Annotated in this window: 13 protein-coding genes; 2 read left to right on the top strand and 11 right to left on the bottom strand. The window is 67.5% G+C overall.

Annotated features, from left to right (window positions below; all coding sequences use genetic code 11):
• Positions 1-102 precede the first annotated feature (102 nt).
• From BCF44_RS48660 to BCF44_RS48620, 9 genes are all read right to left on the bottom strand, one after another.
• Positions 103-6,297: a type I polyketide synthase gene (locus tag BCF44_RS48660; RefSeq protein ID WP_147328967.1), complete on the bottom strand. Its 6,195-nt coding sequence runs from the start codon at positions 6,295-6,297 to the stop codon at positions 103-105.
• Complete coding sequence (locus tag BCF44_RS48655; protein ID WP_147328966.1) at positions 6,285-8,021, bottom strand: beta-ketoacyl [acyl carrier protein] synthase domain-containing protein; 1,737 nt, start codon at positions 8,019-8,021, stop codon at positions 6,285-6,287. The genes BCF44_RS48660 and BCF44_RS48655 overlap by 13 nt, the downstream gene beginning before the upstream one ends.
• A gap of 1 nt (position 8,022) precedes the next feature.
• Complete coding sequence (locus BCF44_RS48650; RefSeq protein ID WP_116181396.1) at positions 8,023-8,262, bottom strand: acyl carrier protein; 240 nt, start codon at positions 8,260-8,262, stop codon at positions 8,023-8,025.
• A 55-nt stretch (positions 8,263-8,317) separates the two neighbouring features.
• Positions 8,318-9,364, bottom strand: coding sequence for a MupA/Atu3671 family FMN-dependent luciferase-like monooxygenase (locus BCF44_RS48645; RefSeq protein ID WP_116181395.1), 1,047 nt, complete (start codon positions 9,362-9,364; stop codon positions 8,318-8,320).
• Between the two features lie 82 nt (positions 9,365-9,446).
• Positions 9,447-10,172, bottom strand: coding sequence for an SDR family oxidoreductase (locus BCF44_RS48640; protein WP_116181394.1), 726 nt, complete (start codon positions 10,170-10,172; stop codon positions 9,447-9,449).
• A complete protein-coding gene (locus BCF44_RS48635) occupies positions 10,169-11,902 on the bottom strand; it encodes an acyl-CoA dehydrogenase family protein (protein ID WP_170218163.1) in 1,734 nt (577 codons plus the stop codon). The genes BCF44_RS48640 and BCF44_RS48635 overlap by 4 nt, the downstream gene beginning before the upstream one ends.
• Positions 11,903-11,955: 53 nt before the next feature.
• Complete coding sequence (locus tag BCF44_RS48630) at positions 11,956-13,725, bottom strand: acyl-CoA dehydrogenase family protein (protein WP_116181392.1); 1,770 nt, start codon at positions 13,723-13,725, stop codon at positions 11,956-11,958.
• Positions 13,725-15,503, bottom strand: coding sequence for a fatty acyl-AMP ligase (locus tag BCF44_RS48625; protein WP_116181391.1), 1,779 nt, complete (start codon positions 15,501-15,503; stop codon positions 13,725-13,727). The genes BCF44_RS48630 and BCF44_RS48625 overlap by 1 nt, the downstream gene beginning before the upstream one ends.
• A gap of 19 nt (positions 15,504-15,522) precedes the next feature.
• A complete protein-coding gene (locus BCF44_RS48620) occupies positions 15,523-17,019 on the bottom strand; it encodes a thioester reductase domain-containing protein (protein WP_170218162.1) in 1,497 nt (498 codons plus the stop codon).
• 1,890 nt (positions 17,020-18,909) lie between these two features.
• Here BCF44_RS48620 and BCF44_RS55020 point away from each other — a divergent pair.
• Together BCF44_RS55020 and BCF44_RS48610 are read left to right on the top strand one after the other, a co-directional pair.
• Positions 18,910-19,359 (top strand): hypothetical protein, encoded by a 450-nt coding sequence (locus BCF44_RS55020; RefSeq protein WP_147328965.1) that lies wholly within the window; start codon positions 18,910-18,912, stop codon positions 19,357-19,359.
• Positions 19,360-19,625: 266 nt separating this feature from the next.
• Entirely contained in the window at positions 19,626-19,811 is a 186-nt protein-coding gene (locus BCF44_RS48610; RefSeq protein WP_170218161.1) for a helix-turn-helix domain-containing protein, read from the top strand.
• A 755-nt stretch (positions 19,812-20,566) separates the two neighbouring features.
• Here the strand turns inward: BCF44_RS48610 and BCF44_RS48605 are convergent.
• Positions 20,567-21,211: a LuxR C-terminal-related transcriptional regulator gene (locus BCF44_RS48605; protein WP_116181387.1), complete on the bottom strand. Its 645-nt coding sequence runs from the start codon at positions 21,209-21,211 to the stop codon at positions 20,567-20,569.
• Positions 21,199-22,350: a sensor histidine kinase gene (locus tag BCF44_RS48600; protein WP_116181386.1), complete on the bottom strand. Its 1,152-nt coding sequence runs from the start codon at positions 22,348-22,350 to the stop codon at positions 21,199-21,201. The genes BCF44_RS48605 and BCF44_RS48600 overlap by 13 nt, the downstream gene beginning before the upstream one ends.
• Positions 22,351-22,386 lie beyond the last annotated feature (36 nt).

The raw sequence follows: 22,386 nt of genomic DNA, 5'->3' as shown, positions 1-22,386 counted from the left end.
GCGCGCCGGGAGCGGCGAGCCAACTGACCGCCGGAACGTACAGGCCAGCCGGGATCCGATCCTGGTGCGCCGGGCCGGAAGCCACGGTTCGGGGACAGCCTTTCAGCCATCGCCGGGCTCTTCCGTATCGGCGGGGACAAGATCGGCCAGGGCGCCGCTCAGTGCTCTGATGCTCGGGAACTTCCACAACAGGGTCGGACTCAGCTTTGTGCCGAGCTTTGCTTCGAGCACGTTGCGGAGCTCCAGAGACATCAAGGAGTCAAGCCCGAGGGTTCGCAGCGGCACGTCGTCTTCGATGTCGTCCTGCATCCGCAGCACGTCCGCGGCCGAGGCACGCACGATGTCGGAGACCTGAGTTCGCGACACTTTCGGGTGCGCGGTGGCAGCACCGAAAACGGGGGGTTCCGGCGAGGCCTCATCCAGCAGTGCCCGCCAACTCGTCAGCGCCGCGGTCGCGGGATAGCTTTGGGACCACTGGTGGGGGTCGAGCCCCGCGTACGCGACCACCGTGTCGTCGCGCTCCAGGAAGCGAAGCATCGCCGGCCAGCACGTGTTCACGGTCCTCCCGGCCAGACCGCGATTCTCCAGGCGGTCGCCGCGGATGCCGTCGACAGCGGCGAGCCCGACGTCTGCAACCGGTCCCCATTGGATGCTCAGGCCACTACGACCCGTGGCCCGCCGCCGCGTCATCAACCCGTCGAGAAACGCGTTGGCCGCGGCGTAGGCGCCTTGGCCGGGCGAACCCACGAAGGCCGCAACGGACGAGAAGCAGACGAACCACTCGACCGGATCGTCGATGGTGAGCTGGTCGAGATTGATCACACCCGCCACCTTCGGAGCCAACACCGCATCGAGATCGTCCCTGTCGATCTCGGTGAGAGTGGCGTCGGCGAGAACTCCGGCCAGGTGAAAGACGCCGCAGATGGGGGGCATCCCGAGGGCCCGCACATTGGCCAGGGCCTCGGCGAGTTGGCCAGCGTCCGCCACGTCGGCAGCCACGGTTTCCACCCGGCATCCGGCTGCCCGTAGCCCCTCGACACGCCGGCGGGCCGAGTCGGCCGGTGGTGTCCGGCCAAGCAGGACCAGATCCTGGACACCATGTGCGACAAGAAACTCCGCCAACGACAGTCCCAGCGCACCGAGACCGCCGGTGATCAGATGTGTGCCCGGCGACGGGAACCGTCCTTGCGCGAGCGGGCGCGGCTGTACCGCTGGCAGGCCGGCCGGGTTTTCCAGGACGAGCTTTCCGGTGGTCTGGCCACTAGCCATGTCTCGCAGCGCGCGCTCGGCGTCAGCGAAGGCGTAGCTGGTCACCGGCAGGAGTGGCAGGACGCCCTCGTCCACGGCCGCCATGACGGTTCGCAGCACGCGTTCGAAGCGACCCGGGCGGCGGCGCATCATCCCGAGGACGTCCACCGCCGTCATGCTCACGGCGTTTCTGAAGGGAGCCAACTCGACCGCGGAGTTGGCGTATAGGTCCCGCTTGCCGAGCTCGACAAAGCGACCGTCGGCCGCCAGAACGGCCAAGCCTGCCTGGATCGCCTCGCCAGGTAGCGAATTGAGCACCACGTCCACACCCTCCGGGGCAACCTCTCGCACCCGGTCGGGCCAGTTCCCGTCGCGGGAGTCGAAGACGTGGTCAACGCCCAGGGAACGGACCAGCGCCCGCTTGGTGTCCGAGCCGGCGGTACCGATCACGCGCGCCCCGCGCGATCGGGCCACGTGGATGGCGGCCTGGCCCACGCCTCCCGCCGCGGAATGCACCAGGACGGTCTCTCCCGCCGCCACGGAAGCGACGTCCACCAGGCTGTACCAGGCGGTCACGTAGGCGATCGGCAGCGCCGCGGCAACCGCGTCGTCGAGGCTGGCCGGGGCGTGCACCAGGTGGCGCCGATCGACGATCACATGCGATGCGAGCGCGCGCTCAGCACAGGCGATGACGCGATCACCTGGGGCGACATCGCGCACGTCGTCCCCGACGGCGACCACGGTGCCCACACATTCGAGCCCAAGACGGCCCTCATCCGAGCGGTCCGGGTAGACGCCCATCGCCTTGACGACATCGAGGAAGTTCAGGGCCGCGGCCGCGACCTCGACCTCGACCTGCCCGACAGCCGGCCGGGTGCGCGCGAAAAATCGGCCAACCACAGAGTCGAGCCGGCCGGGTGTCCGCGCTACCAGGGCGAACGGTTGCCGGGACCGGTTCGCCCACGTCACCGGGGGCCCGGGAAGACTGCCACGGCGCCGCCGGCCGACGAAGCGGCGTCCCCCGCGGAAAGCGACGATGTCGTCGTCGCCGTCAATCATCGCCGGGGTAGCCGGTTCGCCTTCCGGATCAAGGTCGATCAGGCGTGCCTGCAGGCGCGGGTGCTCGGTCTGCACGACCCCTACCAAGCCCAGGTACTGCGTCGCACAGGCATCCGGCGGGCCGGCGGACTCGGTGGCGAGACCGTTCACGGTGACGACGGTCAGGCGGGTTTCGTGGTTCGCTTCGGCCAGATGACCTACGACCCGGGCCAGGCACAGGATGCCCAGCCGTGCGGCGCCGGTGCCTTCGTCGCCTTCGGGGGCGACGAAGAGCACGTGGTCGGCACGGACGGCGGCGAGATGGTTGAGGGCGTCCTGATCGTCCTCGAACACGGAGTGGCGAGTGCCGAGAGCGCATGCCAGTTCGCGGACCCGACCGGCTGTCGTGCGCAGCCCGCACACGACAGCCGTGGTCTCCGCCATCGTCTCCCGCGCCTGGGGAAGCGTGGGGCTTTCCTCCAGCCGTAGCGAGAAGACATCGTCTTCAGGTTGCTCGGCGCCCGAGGCCAGTGGCGCGAGACGGAGCCCGTGGACATGCCCGACATGTTTGCGGTCCGCGTCGAATATGGCGATGTCATAGTGACCGGGCCTGGATCGTCGCGCGTGTGCCCACAACTCGCGAACTGCACCCGGCTTGAGCAGGTCCAGCGACACCTCTGTCAGTCCGGCCGGCAGTACCGCTGTCTCGATGGGTTCGACGGCAAGCCCGGCTTGCAGGATACCGTCCCAGAGGACGGAATGGAGGGTTCCCGCGTCGGGGTCGGCGGCGACTGATCCCGGTAGTGAAAGCGACACCAGAGCCTCGTCCGCGGCCCGCCGTACCGAGGTGACCGTGCGGAACGCGGGCCCGTAGCGCAGGCCCCGGGCCGCACACGACTGATAGAACAGATCCTCCCGGTCCGGGACGGTTGACAGTATGGAAGAGGGGAAATCGGCCGCGGGCAACGCCGTGGTGTGGAGGCGGTTCCGGCCATGGAGGTGTTCGGTCCAGCGCGCGGCCTGATCGCCGTCGCCGGCCTCGCCCTGGGAGCGAAGCGACACGGAGGCCCCGCCATCGGCCCGTCGCCAGGTTATCGCGACGGTCGTGGGCGCCGTGCCCACCAGAAGGGGGGTCGTGAACACCAGATCCGTGAGGTGCAGCCGACCGAGTGGATTTTCCGCATCCGCCGCGGCGGCGAGTATGTTCAAGTACGCGCCGGCCGGGACCACGATCTCGTCTTCCACCCGATGATCGGCCAGCCAGCGGGACCCAGCCACTCCCAATTGGGTCGTCGCCGTGGAAAGACCCGGCACAGGAGTCGGCAGCAGGGTGAGGCGCGCCGGGCTGGCGGCACGGCCGCCGCCGGACTCTTCCGCCACCCAATACCGCCGTCCGCCGAACGGATAGGCCGGCAGGGCCGCAGCCGGCCGGCTCCTGGGCTGGGGTCCGTTGGCCGCCAGGCCGCTGACCCAGGCCCTCGCGCTGGCAACCGCAAAGTCACGGCTGCTCCTGGCCCCACGTCTGAGTGTTTCGAGCACGGCCGGTTGACGCTCGGCACGGGCGACGATCTCGTTCAGCGCCGGACCCAGCACCGGGTGCGGGCTCACTTCCACCACATGGGACAGGCCGTCGTCGACAAGCTGGGACACGGCCTCGGCGAAACGCACCCGCGACCGGAGGTTTTCCGCCCAGTAGGAACCTCCCCACCGGTCACCGGCCTCGCGCCGCAGGGTGACCGTCGACAGCAGCGGGGTGTGTCCCGGCCGCGGCTGGAGCGACGCCAGCGCGGCGCGGATGTCGGCCAGCAATGGTTCTACCTGAGGGCTGTGCGACGCGTAGTCGACGTCGATCAGCCGGCAGTACACGTCCTGGGCATCCAGAATCTCTTTGAGCAACAGGACGTACTCGCCATCCCCGGCGAGCACACAGGACCGCGGACCATTGTGCGCGGCAATGGACACAGTCTTCTCGAATCCGGCCAGTGCCCGCGTTGCCGCGTCGAGGTCCATGTCGACCATCAGCATGCGCCCGCGACCAGCGACGGCCCGCAGGATTCGGCTGCGGCGCGCGACCACGGCCGCACCGTCGGCTATCGACAGGATTCCGGCGTCGGTCGCCGCCGCGATTTCCCCCTGACTGTGCCCGACGAGGACGTCCGGACGCACGCCGGCGTTGCGCCATGCCGACGCGAGCGCCACCGCCATCGCCCACGACGCGGGCTGGATCCGGTCCACGGGCTCGCTCGGCCGATCAGCCTGACCGTCGCACAGGCTTTCCCGGACGTCCCAGCCGGTCTCCGACAGGAGCGCCTCCGCGCAGCGGTCAAGGGTGCGGGTAAAGGCGTCGTCCACGCCGTACAGTCCGGCGCCCATGCCGTTCCACTGTGCACCCTGGCCCGGGAAGGCGAAGGCCACGAGTTGGGGTGTGCGAGCCCGTCCCGCCACGCGGTCGATCAGCCTCGGGCCATCCGGCTGGTCAGAGGTCACCGTCAACGCGACCCGTTCGGCGAAGTGGTCACGACGCCACGCGAGCGTGTCGGCCAGAGCGGAAGCCTCCGCCAGTCCCCGGCTGTTGTCGAGCACGCCCATGACGTCCCGTTCACGCACTTCGAGCACCTCGCTCGAATGAGCGCTCAGGCGCACTGTCGGGGGTCCCGCACAGGCTGGGTTCGCAGGTGGTGTCTCGCCGTGTTCTCGTCGCAGCACCACGTGGGCATTCGTGCCGCCCCAGCCGAAGGAGTTGACGCCGATGTGGACATCTCGTTCGGGGTCGAGCGCGACGGGCGTGTTCGCCACCCGAAGCCCCAGTCCGTCCAGGTCGATGCTCGGATTCGTCACGTCCGCGTGCAAGGACGGTGGGACCATCTGGTTTTCCAGGCACAGCACGGCTTTGACGAGCCCAGCCAGTCCCGCGGCGGGCTCAAGGTGGCCGATATTGCCCTTCACGGAGCCGATCGGCAGGGGTGCGTCGCCGCGACCGAGCACGCGTCCCAACGCGACCGCCTCGATCGGGTCGCCTCGTAACGTGCCCGTGCCGTGTGCCTCCACGTAGTCGACGAGTTCGGGCGCGACACCGTCAGCTCCGTACACACCGCGCAAGAGCTGTTCCTGCGCGTGCGGGCTGGGTGTCACCAGACTCTCGCCGCCGCCGTCGTTGTTGACCGCGCTCGCGGCTATCACGGCGCGGACGCGATCCCCGTCTCGGCGCGCGGCCGCCAGCGTCTTCAGATGGACAACGGCGACGCCTTCGCCGCGAACGAAACCATCCGCCCCCACGCCGAACGGCCGGCAGCGCCCGGTGGGGGAAAGGCCGCCGAATTCGGCAAGGCCGGCGCTGACCTCCTGGCTCAGCACCAGGTTGCAACCGCCTACCAGTGCTCCATCCACTTCGCCGGACGCGAGTGCCTGGCAGGCCAGGTGGACGGCGACGAGCGAAGACGAGCAGCTGGACTCCACGGTCAGGCTGGGACCTCGAAGGCCGAGAAAGTAGGAGACCCGTGCGGCGAGCATATCGAGGGAGCCACCGAAAATGCTGTGCCGCGTCGCCTGCTCGCCGGCATCCTTGCGCAGGAGCTCATAGTCGTGCCACAGGCCGCCCATCCACACGCCGGTCGAGCTACCACGCAAGTCCTGGGCCCGTGTGCCGGAATCCTCGATGGCATGCCAGGCGGTCTCCAGCATCAGCCGCTGCTGTGGATCGATCACGGCCGCTTCGCGCGGTGAGATGTTGAAGAACGCGGCGTCGAATCGGTCGATGTCCGGTAGGAAGCCACCTTGAGCGGGTAGGTTGCCGACGGGGCGTCCGAGTCGCGTTCGGCCCGCGGGCGGCGCTTCGATCATATCGCGACGATCGACAAGCAGACGCCAGAACTCTTCGACGTTCCTCGCTCCTGGGAACCTTCCCGCCATGCCGACAACGGCGACAGGGATACGCTTCGCGGTCATCCGCTGGTCCGTGACAAGCGTGTGTGCCACATGTTTACCAAGATCTCCTACGGTCAGCTCATCCACTCGGGCACATACCTCTTGCGCCGCCAGGGATATGTCGGAACGTTTCCGCGGAGCGAGCTCCGAGGGGCAGTCCAGGGGACCTCGGCGTCCGCGCCGATGGTCCTGACCCGGGTGTCCGGCTCACCGCTGGCGAGAGCGTCGAGCGCGGATACCGCCTCGCGCGCCGTGCCGGCGGCGACCCATCGCGCGTGGCGGAGCCGGGTCCGGCCGAACGTTGCCGTCCACGCGAAGGACGCGAAACGCTCCTGGTTGGACGGTTCAGCCGTCAGCGTGGCCGAATACGCCGCCGCGACGGCGGCAAGCCCGGCGTCGTCGGGAGCCGAAACGACAAAGCCCGGTGCATCGGTGAGGATACGTTCAAGCGGGGCCGGTGGGCGCCCGACGACCACACACGCGTTGGTCCCGCTCATTCCGAAGGCGTTGACCATCGCAACGGCGTTGGCATCGGATGGCAGGTCCGTTGGGCTGGTGGGGATCGCGATCCGGGTACCCACGAGGTCGACTCGAGGGTTGAGGGTCGTGAAGTTCGCCTGCGGTGGGACTCTGTCCCGCCGCAGACACTCGATCGCTTTTATCAGCCCGAGAATCCCGCCTGCGGCTTCGGGGTGTCCGATGTTTGCCTTGACCGATCCGACAAGCAGCGGCCAGTTGCCTTTGCTATTTCCCAGGGAATCCGCGACCGCGGTGAGCTCTATCGGGTCGCCCAAGGCGGTTCCGGTTCCATGCGCTTCAAGCAGCGCAACGTCCGCAGCCTTTCGGCCGGCGCGACTCAGGGTCAACTCGATGAGACTTGCCTGAGCCGCGGGGTTGGGGGCGGCAAATCCGGCGGACTGGCCGTCCTGGTTGATCGCACTGCCTTCTAGCACGGCCAGAATATGATCGCCGTCGGCGACGGCATCCACATAGCGTTTGAGAACCAGGGCGCCACACCCTTCGCCGCGCACGAATCCATTGGCCCGCGCGTCGAAGGGGCGGCACCGACCACTAGGGGAAAGAGCGCCGGTCTTATGGATTTCGACCGTCGACTGCGTGGCGAGGATAAGGTTCACACCGGCCGCGACCGCCCTATCGCATTCTCGGCCGATGAGTGCCCGACATGCCGAATGGACGGCTACCAGAGACGATGAACAGGCCGTATCGATGGCCATGGTGGGGCCCATGAAGTTCAGGGTGTAGGCGATACGACCCGCCGCGAAACAATGCCCGTTGCCGGTCGTCCAATGCGCGGGTGGCCGCTCGTTCACCGATTTTCGGTAGTCTGCGGAGGTGATTCCGACGTAGACGCCCGTCGAATGCGGCCGATCGGTGACCTGAATACCAGCGTCTTCGAACGCCTCCCAGATCACCTCGAGGAGGATGCGGTGCTGGGGATCCATGGACCGCGCCTCCCGCGCGGCGATTCCGAAGAACTCGGCGTCGAACTCCAGCGCCCCATGCAGGTAGCCGCCTCGACTGGGCGCACTTTTCAAGCTTTCCTGGTCAAGGAAGGGTTTACGATCCTCGGGCGGATCGCTAATTAACTCTTGACCGCCGTAAAGCGCTTCCATAAAATCTCCGACGGTGTGGACTCCGCCGGGAAGTCGCACCGACGCGCCGACGACTGCGATAGGGCTTCCGACGCGGTAGGAGTCGAGTTCCGCGCGCATGGCGCTGATCGTCTGCATGGCCCGCCGCAATGCGCTCGACTCTTCGGGCGATTCCACAGATTCCTCACGGCCGGCCACGTCACGAGCGTCCGCGGACGTACTGAACAAGGTCGTCAACTGTTCGGATGCGGGTAAGGTCCTCGTCCTCGATCTGAACCCCGAGATCGTCCTGTATTTGGGCCACTAAATCTACCATGGTCAGCGAGTCGATGTCGAGTTCGTCCCGCAGTGAAGTTTTTGGTGTCACTTCCAGTGGGTCAACCTCGGCAATTTTGGCGACAATAGTTACCAACTGGGAGTGAATGTGGCTGTTTTTCATAGCTCCCTCGCGATTCCCGGTCAACATTGGGTCTGGTCGGGCGACGACTGTTGAGTCACGCCACCGCCTGCCGTACCTGATCGAGATACTTCAGCGAGTCCAGCACAGCCGTGGCCGGCATGCCGAAGTCGATGAGGCAGGCGATTTCGTCAACGCCGATGCCGCGCATCCGCTTGACCGTGTCGACCGCCCGCTCCACCGAGCCGAACAGCCCGACCGTCCGGAAGTACCTTTCGACGCTCAGTTCGAGTGCGCGCTCGCGCATGTGCGGGCTTGCTTCGCGTTTCGCGCCCTCCGTGGTGGCGTTGCCGGTTTTGAACAGGCCGAGTGAGGCGCCGACATACTCCCGCATCGGTCCGCGCAGCTCATCGAAGACACTGTCGTCTGGGCCGACGAAGGCGTGCATCATGAGGGTGACATGACCCGGTGCGGCGATGGCGGCGCCGTGCGCACGGAACGACTTCCGGTATTCGCCGATGCTGCCCGCAAGGACATCGGTCCCCTGCTTCACCAGGTGGGTCAGCACACCCGCGCCGATTTCACCAGCCGCTCGGAAGGTGTCCACCGAGCCGGCGCTGGTCAGCCACATCGGCAGCTCGGACTGCACGGGCGGTGGGTAGATCCTGATGTCGACCGGGTCGCCGCGGCCATCGACGCGCGGCACCGACTCGCCTCGCCACAGCGTCCGCACCGTCTCCATCGCCGTCAGGGCCGCGTCCCGGCGGTCGGCGAACCGCGCCGGGTTCAGCGTGAAATCGTGGGGATGCCAGCCGGACGCGAACGAGACGCCCGCCCGGCCCCGGGAGATGTTGTCCACCACCGACCATTCCTCGACGACCCGAAGCGGATCGTGCAGTGGGACCACGACGCTGCCCGCCCGGACCCCGACCCGTTCCGTAACCGCCGCGACGGCCGCCCCGGTGACCGATGGATTGGGGTAGAGGCCGCCGAACGGATGGAAGTGTCGTTCCGGCGTCCATACCGCGGTGAAATCGTGGGCGTCGGCGAAGCGGGCCGATTCCAGCAACAACTGGTACCGCCCCCCGGGCGTCATGGTCGTGGACGTGCTGTCGTCCGCGAAGAAGAACAGGCTCAGTTCCATGTCAAGTCCTGTGTCAGATGCTGGGTGTGGCCATTCGGCGCTGCCCGGTGGCTAGGTGTGGTCGATTGCCGTCCGGCAGGCGTCAGTCGGTCGAGCCGACATAGATCGTCGTTCCGTGACCCAGACCTGGGTCCCGCGCGGCCCGAGCCACCGCCGTGGCGAACTCGTCGACGTCCAGCAGCTTCCCGAGGCGCGTGCGCTTGTGCTGGAAGATCTCGGGGCGGGCACGCTCCAACAGCACGGCGGTGACCGTACGTTCGATCACGTCCCCGCTCACCACGACCAGGTGCAGTCCGCGCTCGGTCAGCTCGTCGAGGCGGGCGCGCAACGCGTCCTCACCCGCCCTCTTGCTGGCCGCGACCGGCTCGTATTCCGCGATCGTGGGCCGCCGGCCGTAGAAGTGCGCGTGGTGGCTGGTGACGTAGACGACGCGCCCACCCACGGGCATCAGCGGGAGGGCCAGGTCTACGACCCGGAGCTGGGCGTCGACGTTGAGTCGGTGCGCGTAGTCCGGTGGGCGGTCCTTCTCCAGGCCACCACTCGCGTTGAGGACCAGCAGGTCCAACTTGTCGAAGGTGCGGGCGACGGCGGTGAACATCCGCCGGACCGCGCCGGGGTCGGTCAGATCGGCGCGGGCGGTGGGCGCTCGCCGCCCGAGGCGGACGATGTCTTGGCTCACCCGCTCCGCGAGGACCTTCCGCTCGCGGTAGTTGATGACGACGTCCGCGCCGGCGGTCGCGAGCAGGACGGCGGTCCGTGCCCCGACCCCACGCGACGCCCCAGTGACGAGAGCAGTCTTCCCGATCATCGACTGCCCCAGGACAGGGCCCCATCGTCGTGGCGCTCACCGCCGAGATGGCTGCCGGCCAGGTCGAAGGTGCGCGAGTCGTGATAGCGGTGCAGCAACTCGTCAAACAGGTGGGTCCGGATGTGGTCTGGTAGTCCTTCCGGACGCCTGCCGAGGCGAGCCGCCAGCCGGATGAGGGCGGCGCTCACCCAGCCGGGGTGCCGGAGGAACGGCTGGTCCGGGGACGCGTGGCGCCAGATGTTCACACAGCAGCCGGCGGCGAGGATGACGGCGTAGCGTGCGGTCAGCCGGTGGAGGTTTCGAGAGGCGGTGACGGTCAGTTCGGCCGGCCGCAGAGGTGCGCATTCGCCGGTGAGATCGTCGAGTTCGGCGACGAACAGCTCCAGCAGGCTCCTGATCTCCCTGTGCTCGCCGTCCACCGGAGTTAGCTCCAGGGCGTTTCGCAGGGATGCGCAGAGGTGATCGTTTCCGCCGCTGGAGAGCGAGAGTTGGGCAAATCGCAGGTCCGGCAGGCCGGCGGAGAGCTGGAATGTCTGCTCAGGGGCTGGTTCCCCGGCCGGCCACGACCGGCGTGCCAACAGGGGGAGCTGCGGCAGCATGGTCAGCTGACAGGTGGTGCGGGAGGCGTGGATGACGCTCGTGGGCGTGATGTCACGGACTAGCTTCTGCATGATCATGTGGTCGCCGCCGCGGAGGTAGAACTGGGCGCCTAGCAGCGTCGACAAGCAGGTGACGGCGTCGACCAGAACCGTGGGGACCAGATATTTGGCTGCCGCTGCGGTTACCCCGGCCTCGCGTGGCAGCGTGTGCAGGGCGCGGGCGGCGACGGTGCTGACGCAGTCGCTCAGCAGGAGGTCGGCGAAGGTGTCGACGAGGACGGCCCTCGGGTGCGGCAGGTCTGTCACCGTCCGGCCGTACAACTTTCGGCCGAGCGCGTACCGCACCGCCGCCCGCAGCGCGGTGTCGAGGATCCCCACTGTCACGCCGGGCAGGACGACCCGGGTGAGTTGGAAGGAACGCAGCGCCGTCTCCATGCCGTGTCCGGCCGGGCCGACGATGGCCTCGGAGGGAACCGGGCAGTTCACGAACTCCATCCCGCCGAGCTGGACCCCGCGCAGCCCACCGGTGTGGTACCTCGGCAGGTACCGGAACCGGTCGGACGGTAGGGCCGCCTTGTCGAGCAGAAACTGGGAGTGGCTGCGGCTACCGGACTGGTGGTCGGTGCGGGCTAACAGCACCAGCCCATCCGCTCGTTCGACGTTGGCGATGACCTGCTTGCCGCCGTTGAAGAGACGTCCGTGGCCGTAGTCGGTGGCATCGAGGTCGACCTGCCCCACGTCGCCGCCGTGGGCCAGTTCGTGGTAGGCACACGCGAACTTCTGGTTTGCCAGCAGCCGGCCTGCCATGTCACGGCACTGCGACGGGCTGCCGGCGGCCCACACGTTCACCGCGGCCATCAACGAGGGCATCCCATAGCCGAAGATCAGGCTCGGATCGCGGCGGCAGACCGCGCGCATGAGCTGGATCAGGTGGTCCGTGCGGATCAGGTGGCCGCCGAACTCGGGTGGGACGAACTCCTCGTTCAGCCCGAAGGCGTCGAGCACGTCCTCACCCGCTGTGAGCACCTCGGCCCGTTCGTCGGCGCGCAGCACCGCCGGGAAGCCGACCGGGTTGCCGTCGTCCCAGGCCTCGCCGAGACCGCGCTCGAGCTCGTCCAGGCGAGGATGCACCAAGCCTGGGACAGGTGGCCTTCGATCCGCCGGCTGGATGGGAGTTTCGTGAGTCATGCTCGGCTCCCCAGGCAGAAGTCATCCGGAACCAGGCTGAGCACGTGGTCTTCAGGCACCGCCAGCACCACGTCGGCCAGCCGGTCGTAGGCGTGGTCGCCAGCCCCCTCCGGGGCGGCGCCGAGCAGCGTCAGAACCCGAGCCAGGCAGGCTGACAACCAGGTGCCGTCCCGCCACAGCGCGCCGGCCGTCCCTCCCGCCACGGCCGCCTGCTCGCTGTGCAGCCAAACCCGCATGCAGGCGGCACCCGCGAAACAGAGCTCGTAGCGGGCGGCGAGGGTGAACGCGCTGTCGGGAACCTCACGGGACGACGGCACATATGAGGTCACCTCGGCCAGGACCGCATCGACGGTCCGCGCGAAGTCAGCGGCCTGCCTGGCGACGTACGCGGGGAGCTTGCCTCGAGCGGTCTGCCGGCCGATTTGGGCCACCGCGTCGGGCACGCTCTGCACCATGCTGCAACCGGTCCGGGACAGCAGGGTCAACGCGCTCAGATCGAGGTCGGGAAGCGGGCCGGTCAGACTTGCCGCGCCCGCCACTCCAGCGGAGTCCCAGCGTCCCGAGTGATAAGCGCGGGCCAGCAAAGGAAATTGGTTGATCAGCGCGTTGCGGTTGACGACGGTGCTCCCGTCGAAGATGGCGACGATGCGGTGATCCCGGCTGAGCTTTTCGAACGCCCCGTCGGCGAACACGTCGAGGAGGACGCCGCGCGCGCCGAGCAACTCGCCGACCTGGCGGAGCAGCTCGTCGCCGAGGGTGGGCACCAGAGCCTTGGTGATCGAGGTGATGACGCTCATCTCGGTGCTGATCGTGTGGACGCCGCGGGCCGCGACCATCGCCACGACCTCGCTGAGCAGGGCGCTCGCCGCAACCTCGCCCAGCGTGGTGCGGACGGCGGGCAACTCGGCCAGGCCGCGTCCGTACAGCCGGCGCCGCCGGAGGAAGCTGCCCGCCAGGCGCAAGGCGTGATCGGCCGCGCCGAGCGACAGCGATACGGCCACGATGCGGGTGAGCTGCATCGTCTTCAGGACGATCTCGATCCCGGCACCGACATCGCCGATCAGAGCGCCCGGGGGGATGTGCGCGCCATGGAAGGTCATGCCGCTGATGTCGACACCGCGGACACCGTGCGTCCGTTCCTTGGGCAGGTGACTGTACGCAGATGGTGGGAGCTCGCGCTTGTCGACCAGGAACAGGCTGAAGCCTCGGGATCCGCCCTCGGCGCTGGTGCGGGCGAGCAGGCAGACCAGTGGGGCTCGGGTGCCGTTGTTGATAAGCCATTTCGTGCCGTCCAGCCGCCAGCCGTCGGCGGAGCGGGTCGCGGTGAGCTCGCCGGAAAGCAGGTCCGCACCGTGGTGGCGTTCGGTCAGCGCCCAGGTGACCATTGTGGACGACAGCACCTCGCCGGCCAGCCACCGGGCCTGATCCGGCCGGCCGGCCACCCACGTCGGTGCGGCACCGAGGATCGTCTTGCCGTAGGCCACGATGACGCTCAGGTCATGGCGTGACACGACCCGGAAGAGCTGGATGAGCTCGGGCACGCTGTCCAACCGGCCACCGAGGCGGGTAGGCACGTAGTTGCTGGCCATGCCGAATTCGTCGAGGATTCGGAAGGCCTCGGCGGGGTAGGCCTCCTGCCGGTCCAGCCGCGCGTTGTATCCCGACGAGAAGGGTCCGCCCTCGCGGGCCAGTTCGGCCAGCAGTCGTTCGAGTTCGGCCACCCGAGACCGCTGCCGTCGTTGCGCCTGTGCCGATTCAACCGCCATCACCGCGTCACCTCGCCAACCTTCGCGGAGGCGCTGTGCGGCGCGGCAAGCCGCTGGTCAAGGTGTTCGTACAGCGACGCCAGTCCGCCCCGGCGGAATTGTTCACGCATCGCCACCCGTTGCACCTTTCCGCTGGTCGTCCGCGGCACACTGTTCGGCCGGAGCAGGAGGACGCCCGCCGCGTAGAGGCCGAACTCGCGGGACACGGTGGCGCGGATGGCGATGGCGAGCTCCCGCAGGCGTTCGGGATCGCGCTCGGCACCGATTTCATGAGTGACCACGGTCTCCTCCCAACCCGCCACGTCGACCGTGAAGACCGCCCCGACCCCGTTCGCCAGTTCCTCGTGCTCGGCCCGGATCTGGTGCTCGATGTCCTGCGGATAGACGTTGCGCCCCTTGATGATGAGCAGTTCCTTGATCCGGCCGGTCACGTACAACTCACCCTCGTGGATCACGCCGAGGTCACCGGTGCGCAGGTAGCCGCTCTCGTCGTCGGCGGTGCGCGCCTGGAAGGCAGCCTGTGTCGCGGCATCGTTGCGCCAGTACCCCTTGGCCACGCTGTCGCCTCGCAGCCAGAGCTCACCGATCCGGCCCGCTGGCAGCACTTGCGAAGTGGTGGGGTCGACTACGCGCAGCTGGATACCGTCGGCGGGAACGCCGCAGCTGACCACGTCCCGGCCCGGCACGCCGGGGCGGGCCGGGGCGAACTCGTGCCGTTCCAGCAACTTCGGGTCGGCCCGTGTGACCACCGGCTCGCGCTTGCTACTGCCGGACACGATCAGGGTGGCCTCGGCCATCCCGTAGCTGGGAAAGAACGATGTGGCGCGGAAGCCGGCGGCGGCGAACCGCTTGGCGAAGGCGGCCAGGGTCGCGGCCCTGATCGGCTCGGACCCGTTGGCGGCGTACTCCCAGCGGGACAGGTCAAGCTGGGCGATCTGCTCCTGGCTGACGTGGCGGACGCACCTCTCGTAGCCGAAGTTCGGCGCGGCCGACATCGCCAGGTCGTACTCGTCGATCACCTCCAGCCATCGGTGCGGCCGGGTGACGAACTCGGTCGGGCTCATCAGCACCACACCGCCGCCGGAGAACAGGCCGGGTAGCAGATGGCCGATCAGGCCCATGTCGTGGTACATCGGGACCCAGCCCCCGCACCGCAGGGGTCCAGCGTGGCCGTAGGCCCGTAACAGGGCGGCCACGTTGTGCAGAAGGTTGCCGTGCGTGACGACGACTCCCTTGGGGCTGCCGGTCGAGCCCGAGGTGTACTGCAGCAGTGCCACGGTGTCGCGATCGGTCGGCGGCATGGACCAGACGTCCGGACCGGCGGCGTCGGGATCGTCGGTGACCAGCGTAAGCAGGCCGTCCTGACCGGACTCCGCAATCCAGCTCGATATCTCGGGGAGTGCCTGACGGACCGTGAGCACCGCCGAGATAGTGGCGTCCGCCGCGATTGCCGCCAAGCGCTGCCGCTGGTACCGGTACTGGCCGGGAAGCGGCGCCGGTACCGCGATCATGCCGGCATAACAGCAGCCAAAGAAGGCGGCCGCGAACTCCACTCCTCTCGGGTAGAGCAGCAGCACCCGGGCACCCGGCCGCAGGCGCTCGCCGAGCCGGGACCCGATTCTCCTCGCCTCAGCGTCCAGAGCGGCAAAGGAGAGACAGTCACCGCTGCCAGCGCCGGCCCGACGCGCCATCAGCACCGCGGCCCGTTCGCCCTGCGCGGCAGCTTGTGCCTGGAGCAGTTCGGTGACGTTCAGCGCGTCCGCTATCTGCCTGGTCATCTGCGCTCTCATATGCTGGTCAGCCTCGCGGCCGGACCAGGGCAGCCGGCTCCGTCAAAGGGGGGGTGAGATGGCCCAGGCGCACCAGGTAGTCGAGGCAGGAGGAGACCATCTCCCGGTTCACGGGTCGGCACTCGATGCCGCTGCCCATCAGGGCGGCGTCGATGTTGGCGGTGGCGATGTGCGGCTCGTTACCCGCCACCCCGATCTCGGCGCCGGGAGCATCCTGGTCGAACAGCGTCAGGTAGGGCACGAGCGCGTGACCCGACGCGGCCGCTAATTCGTCGTGCCACTGCTGGTAGGGGGCCGAACGCATCGGGTAGCCGCAGTCGCGGACCATCCCGATCAACTCGTTCCAGGGCAGCGGGCGGCTGCCGGGCAGGTGGAACACGCTGCCGTGCCGGGTACCGCTCAGCGCGATGTGCACGATAGCCGCGCCGCAGAAGTCGACTGGCACGGCCAGGACGTCGACATCGAACTCCAACGCGGAGCGGAGCTGTGTACAACCCGTTATCAGCGCGTTGACGAAGTCCATCGGGCTGACACCAGTGGCCTGGGCCCCGGTAATGCTGCCGGGGCGGTAGATACAGACGGGTAGTCCGCGGCTCCCGGCGAGCGTGACCAGGCGGTCGGAAACCCACTTCGTCTGCCGGTATCCGCCCAGTACGTCAGCCGGGTCGGTGAGCTCGGCTTCGGCGAAGTACTGCACGCCGGGGCGCTCGGGAATCACTCCGAGCGAGGACACGTGGTGGACAGGCTTGATCCGTCCTCGGCAGGCCAACCGGAGTATCTCCTGGGTACCTAGCACATTGACCGATTTCAGCCGCGCGTACGGCAGCACGAAGTTGACCGTCGCGCCATTGTGGATGATCACTTCGACCTGGTCGGCCAGCTCGCGGTAGACCGTCTGGGAAAGGCCCAGATCGGGAAGGCCGAGATCACCGGCCACACCGACCAGCCGGCGGTGGTCGTCGTCCCGCCACAGCCCGTACTTCGTCAGGTTCTCGCGCACACGGCGGACGGCGTCGTCCGCGTCCTGCGCGCGCACGAGCACGAAAACCTGGGCGGTGGACCGGTCGAGCAACTCGCGAAGAATGAACGCGCCCGCGAATCCAGTGGCGCCGGTGACGAGAGCGGTGCGGTAAGGGGCCGAGGCCGCCGGCAAGGCATCCGGCGTTGGCGTGATGTCGGCGGGCAGCACGGCCTCGCCGAGCAGGTCCTGGGTCGGCAGGCTACGTGGGTTGCGCGGGTGCTGCGGCTGTGTCGACTGGCCGTCGGCCGGGGCGGCGGACGAGTTCGCGATCTTCACGATAGCGTGGGAAAGGGCGTCCACCGTCGGGTAGTCCCACATAATGGCCGGATCCAGTACAAGGCCCAGACGTTCCTCGACATCGGCGCACACGGTCAGCGCGTATACTGAATCCAGACCATATTCGGAAAGTGGCGTGTTCACCTGAATTTCGGTCGATGGCGTCTCAAGGTAGCCGGCGAGAAGCTCGACGAGAAGGGTTTGCACATCCATAAAGATAGCAGGAGAATTCGGTCCGTACATGCCACGTACGCTCGCCTTCTGCGCGGTCCCGCGCTCGCCCGGTAACTTTATGTTCCTGACTACGGAGCACAACCCAGGCGCGTCGACCCGGTTGGTTTTCGACCCCTTTGCGAGCGGGGTTCCGACGGTGAAGTAACGGATAGCCGCCGGTTCGCCGTGTTTCTTTATGCCATCTGAATGCATGGTCGACCTGAGCGATTTGCTCGGCCGAAGCGGAACACGGTGTCACCCCAGACTTGCCGGTGACCACCTTAGCCAAGGATCTGCACGTCGAGGTCGTCGCTGCCGGAATTTCCGAAATTCGCGGCAGATGTTCAGATGTACGTTCAGGCCTGGCGTCGACGTCAGGTTGAGCTGTGATGTCGGTTTTGGGCCGAAAAGGAGGACGCATCCGCTTCGCACCGGCAACGCTGAACCTGCCGAGAAATCACGTCCGCACAGGTCAGGCCGCCCGTCGACACTCGTGGATGATTCCCCCGAGACGGTCATGTCGGCGTACGTCCAGATGGGCGGCCCCTCCTGGATCGGTGACTGGCGGGACCGGACGAAGTGGTGCTGCCTGATCCATAGCTTGATGGAGGCAGTGCCGATTTTGATGGGGCGGTGCCGCTTGTGGTGGTCCTTGAACTCGCCCAGCGCGCAGAAGATGGAGCTGGTTCCAGATCAGAGTGCGGTCGAGCAGTTCACGGTCCAGCGCGGGCGACACTGACGGGGACGACGTGTCCACCGGCCATAAGAACGTCACCATGCGCTGCCGGAAAGAATTGTCCGTCATTGGGCCGCTACGACGGGCGCGGTGTGTCCCTGAACGGGACCGCACCTGCCACCACCGTTAACGCCGTCAGCGGCGAATTGAGGGGCATGCCACCTAGAGCCACCCGAATGGGTGGAGCAAACCCATGCCTCTATTTCGTGCGGATCATGGTCGTCGACTCGGTGGCGCCATCGCCGAAGCTAGTGTCGGCGATGGCGCAGGGCTCCGGAAAAGTCGTTTGTCGCCCCACGGGACCTCGCCACCTGGATCCGCGGCAACTGGAGCCTCGAAACCCACCTCCACTGGGTACATGACGTCACCCTCGACGAGGACCGCTCCCAGATCCGCACCGGCAACGGCCCCCGCGTCATGGCCTCACTGCGCAACCTGACTATCAGCGTCCTGCGCCTGGACATCGCCCATACCGTCCGACATCACGCCTGGGACCCGCTCCGTCCGGTCACACTACTGCTCACCAGCTGAAATACGACTTTGCCGAGGCCGTTGGATAGCTGCCGGCAGGAAGCATTGTGCCCCCAGACCGCAGCGGTCGAAAGGATCGTGCCCAGACCGGTATCCGGGAAAGTTGACTCGCTACGCCTCGGCCCAGGCCCGCGAGAGCTGCTCCAGGGCCAGCCCGATCACCCGCCAGGCCGGCACGAAGAATCCATGCGGCTCGGTACGTTCACCAGAATCCGCTCACACGCGAGGGAGAGTCGGAAGTCGTTCGACGTCTCCCGATGGACGGGACGAGATTCGTTCCGCTGGACCTCGCTCCAGTCCGCATGCCATGTTGAGACCCGTACTGTACACGACCTTGCCGGACCGCGTCTGCGCGCCGCGGAGTCGAATGTGCCTTCAGCGCTCTCGTCACGGGTGTATGACGTTATCCGCGTTCTACGGAAATAGTGGCGCGCCCCTTGCACTCAAGCTGCAGACCAATCGCGACGATCGCGGCGCAGGAAGCCGGCCTTGGCCAACGCCGGTGCTGAAGGGTTCAACCCGCACCGGAATGGAGCTACTGCGTCGCAACTGTCCATATTAGGTCTCATCACACAAGGTGGCAGGGCCATCCCCGGGATGGTTACCACCCCTGCAAGGTGAACTCGTCGAAGGGAGAAATTCCCTCGAGGCACAACAATAAGGTAGTGACGTTTATGTCCCAACCCTGGGTCAAGATTGCCGTAGCGGTAGCCGCCACTTTCGCCGTCGGCGGTCTGGCCACACCCGGAGCGAGTTACGCCGCCGACAATTCGTCGGTACAGATCCAAATCTGCAGCGGCGGCCCCGCATTCCAGTCCTTCGTAGTGCGGGGCACCAATCAGAATTGGCAGACGTTCCCGCCAGTTGGCGTCGCGCTCGGTCCGTACAATATCCCAGCGATCGGCTGCGACACCCCCGTCTACGGCTATTGGTGGAAGAAGGGTACAAGACTCCTCCTCTCCAGCCAAAAGCCTGGGGATGTGAAAACTCTCAGCGATCCTGTCACCGTTCCAAACACCAGCGACGCGGTCGCCAAAGTGTGGATCACGGACAATAAGAGCCACTGAGGGCACATCGGGGGCGAGCCGGCTTTGCGCGAGCTTTGACCGACAATCCCCCGGTTAACCTCGAGAAATAACGAAGCCCTTGACAGACGGCAATCGACCAAGATCCACGTCCACACAAGGGATTAATAGCCGTTTCACCCGTGCCGCACTGCAGTTGTCCCGTCAGACCCCGACCTTCGTGTCGACAAAACTGACGGAGATGCTTGACACCGAGGCCTCTTGATCATAGAGAGACCTGGGCGAGTACCCCTCGGCAGGACCGCCAGGTGCGACACCGCCTGGCGGTCCTGCGACACGTCGAGGAAGTCACGGGCAACCTCGCCATGGCCTGCCGCTACTTCGGCAGCACCCGACCGACCTACCGCAACTGGCTACACCGATACGAGGCCGAGGGCGTCGACGGCCCGCACGACCGCTCGAAGCGACCCCGCACCGGCCCGAGTCAGAGGTGAAGCCAGTCGGCAAGCGCAGCCAGTTCTACCAATACACCGCGATCGACGACTGCACCCGACAGCGGACCATGAAGACCGCCATCCAGTTCCTCGACCACGTCCTGACACAGCTACCCTTCGCGCTCGCGACAATCCAGACCGACAACGGCACGGAGTTCCAGTCCGCGTTCCACTGGGACGTAATGGACAAGGAATCCAGCACGCCTACATCAAGCCCCCACGCCGCGACCGAACGGAACAGTCGAGCGAAGCCATCGGATCGATGTCGAGGAGTTCTACCGCCTGTTCGACGGTGTGCACATCGACGACGTCAACATCTTCAACACCAAGCTCCAGGAGTGGTGTCGCGCGGGTTGAGGATGAGCACCAAGCCGGTGTTGACTATGAGCATGAACATTGGGCAATGCTGCCGGTCGTGGTGCTCACGCTGCCGGCTACGTGTTCATCGTACTGGTCGATAATGTTCACGGTGCCGGCGAGGTGAGGACATGGTTGTCCCCTGCCGGTACCTTGTTGATCATCCGGATGGGCCGGTGTGAGCAGACGCCGGCGCAACCGGCGGCCGACGGCGAGCACAGCCGACCGCTCGCCGCTACGGCACCCTTGCGAGCCCGGCCCCAGCCACGTGAACCGATCGGATTGAAGGCCATGTCCTACGCCGACAAGATCGTCTCGGGGCTTCGTCCGTAAGCACCTAAACGCCGCCTGACGAGCGTGGGCGTGGTGCCGGCACGCACAGCCGGCAACCTTCCCTCTTACGTGTTGTTGAGGTAAGTCAGCACCGCCACCACCCGCCGGTGCCCGCTGTCGCTGGGCGGCAGGTCGAGCTTGGCGAAAACGTTGCCGATGTGCTTGTGCACGGACCGTTCGGTGATGACCAGCGTCGAAGCGATCGTGGTGTTGTCGTGCCCCTCGGCCATCAGCTCCAGCACTTGCCGCTCCCGGGGCGTCAGCGCGTCCAGCGGCGAGTCCCGGCGGCGGGTCAGCAGCTCGGTGATCACCTCCGGATCGAGTGCGGTGCCGCCGGCGGCAACCCGGTCGAGCGCCTCCAGGAACTCGTCCACCCGGCCCACCCGGTCCTTGAGCAGATAGCCGATGCCGCTCGCGCCGCCACCCAGCAGCTCGGCTGCGTAGGCCTGCTCGACGTACTGCGACAGCACTAGCACCGGCAGCCCGGGGATCTCCGCACGCGCCGCCAACGCCGCCAGCAGACCCTCGTCCCGGAACCCTGGCGGCATCCGAACATCCAGCACCGCGACGTCGGGACGATGCTCCAGCAACGCCGGCAACACCTCCGGCCCGCTGGTCGCCACCGCCACCACCTCGTGGCCGGCCGAGGTGAGCAGCAGCAGCAGCCCCTCCCGCAGCAGGGCGTTGTCCTCGGCGATCACCACGCGCATGGCAGCTCCACATCGATCATCGTCGGCCCACCGGCCGGACTGCTCAACGCCATGGTGCCGTCGAGGGCCGCGATCCGGCGACGTATCCCCAGCAGCCCGGACCCACTGGTCCCCAGATCCTCGGCACCGCCACGGCCCTCGTCCCGCACCAGTACCCGCAGGCCGATGTCCGTCCGCGCGATGCGAACCTCGGCCCGGTCCGCTCCACTGTGTTTCGCCGCGTTCGTCAGCGCCTCGGCCACGACGAAGTACGCGGCCGCCTCAACGGCGGCCGGGGCCCGGGGGCCCGCGTCGTCCCCGGCCACCACGACGGTCAGTCCGCTGCCGGCCGCGAGCGCCCGGACGGCGCCGACCAGACCGCGGTCGGTGAGGATCGGCGGGTGGATGCCCCGCACCACATGCCGTAGCTCCGTCAGCGCCTCCTCCGCCTGGGCCTGGGCGTCGTCCAGCAGCTTGCGGCCGGCCACCGGGTCCTTCTCGTACGCACGTTTGGCCAGGCCGATCCGCATCGACATGGACACCAGCCGCGCTTGCACGCCGTCGTGCAGATCCCGCTCAATCCGGCGAAGTTCGGCGCCGTGCGCAGCAACCGCACCGGCCCGTGTATCGGCCAGTTCCCGGACGCGCTCGGCCAGCCGTGCCCTCGGCGGCGGCTTGAGCAGCGCCGTCGACCAGGCGGCGTCGAGGTCGGCCAGCCGGACGATCAGCGGCAACAGCATCGCGCGCCTTCGCAGCAGCCCACACCAGACCCCGTCCACCAGCAGGCCGAGCGGCCACAGCGGCATCGCCAGCACGGCCAGCACGCCGTATCCGTAGTAAGCGAGCATCCAGCGCAGGTCGGCGTAGGTGCAGGGATCGCGGACCGCCGCGCGCAGGCTCTCCCGGAGCGGGCCGGGAATAGCCAGGTACGCCTCGGGAATCTCCCGCCCCGTCCACTCCCGCACGTGGCGGCGCTTGGCCCCGGCGATCTTGCGTACTAGCAGCACCGTCTCCGGCACCGTGCCGATCCCGATCACCACCATGGCGCCGGCGACCGCGATCAGCAGCATCGTGATGAACAGGTAGGTGCCCAAGGCCAAGGCTGCGGCCCGGGCCAGGTGAGCGGTGGCCCGGCCGGCCTGCCGCACCGTCTTGCGCATGGAGCAAAGGCTAGGCGGCCCGGCGCGCTTGCGCGC

The sequence above is a fragment of the Kutzneria buriramensis genome, assembly GCF_003387475.1.
Taxonomy (GTDB): Bacteria; Actinomycetota; Actinomycetes; order Mycobacteriales; family Pseudonocardiaceae; genus Kutzneria; species Kutzneria buriramensis.
Note: the sequence above shows the minus strand (reverse complement) of the source record. Positions and strands in the feature narration are given on the sequence as shown.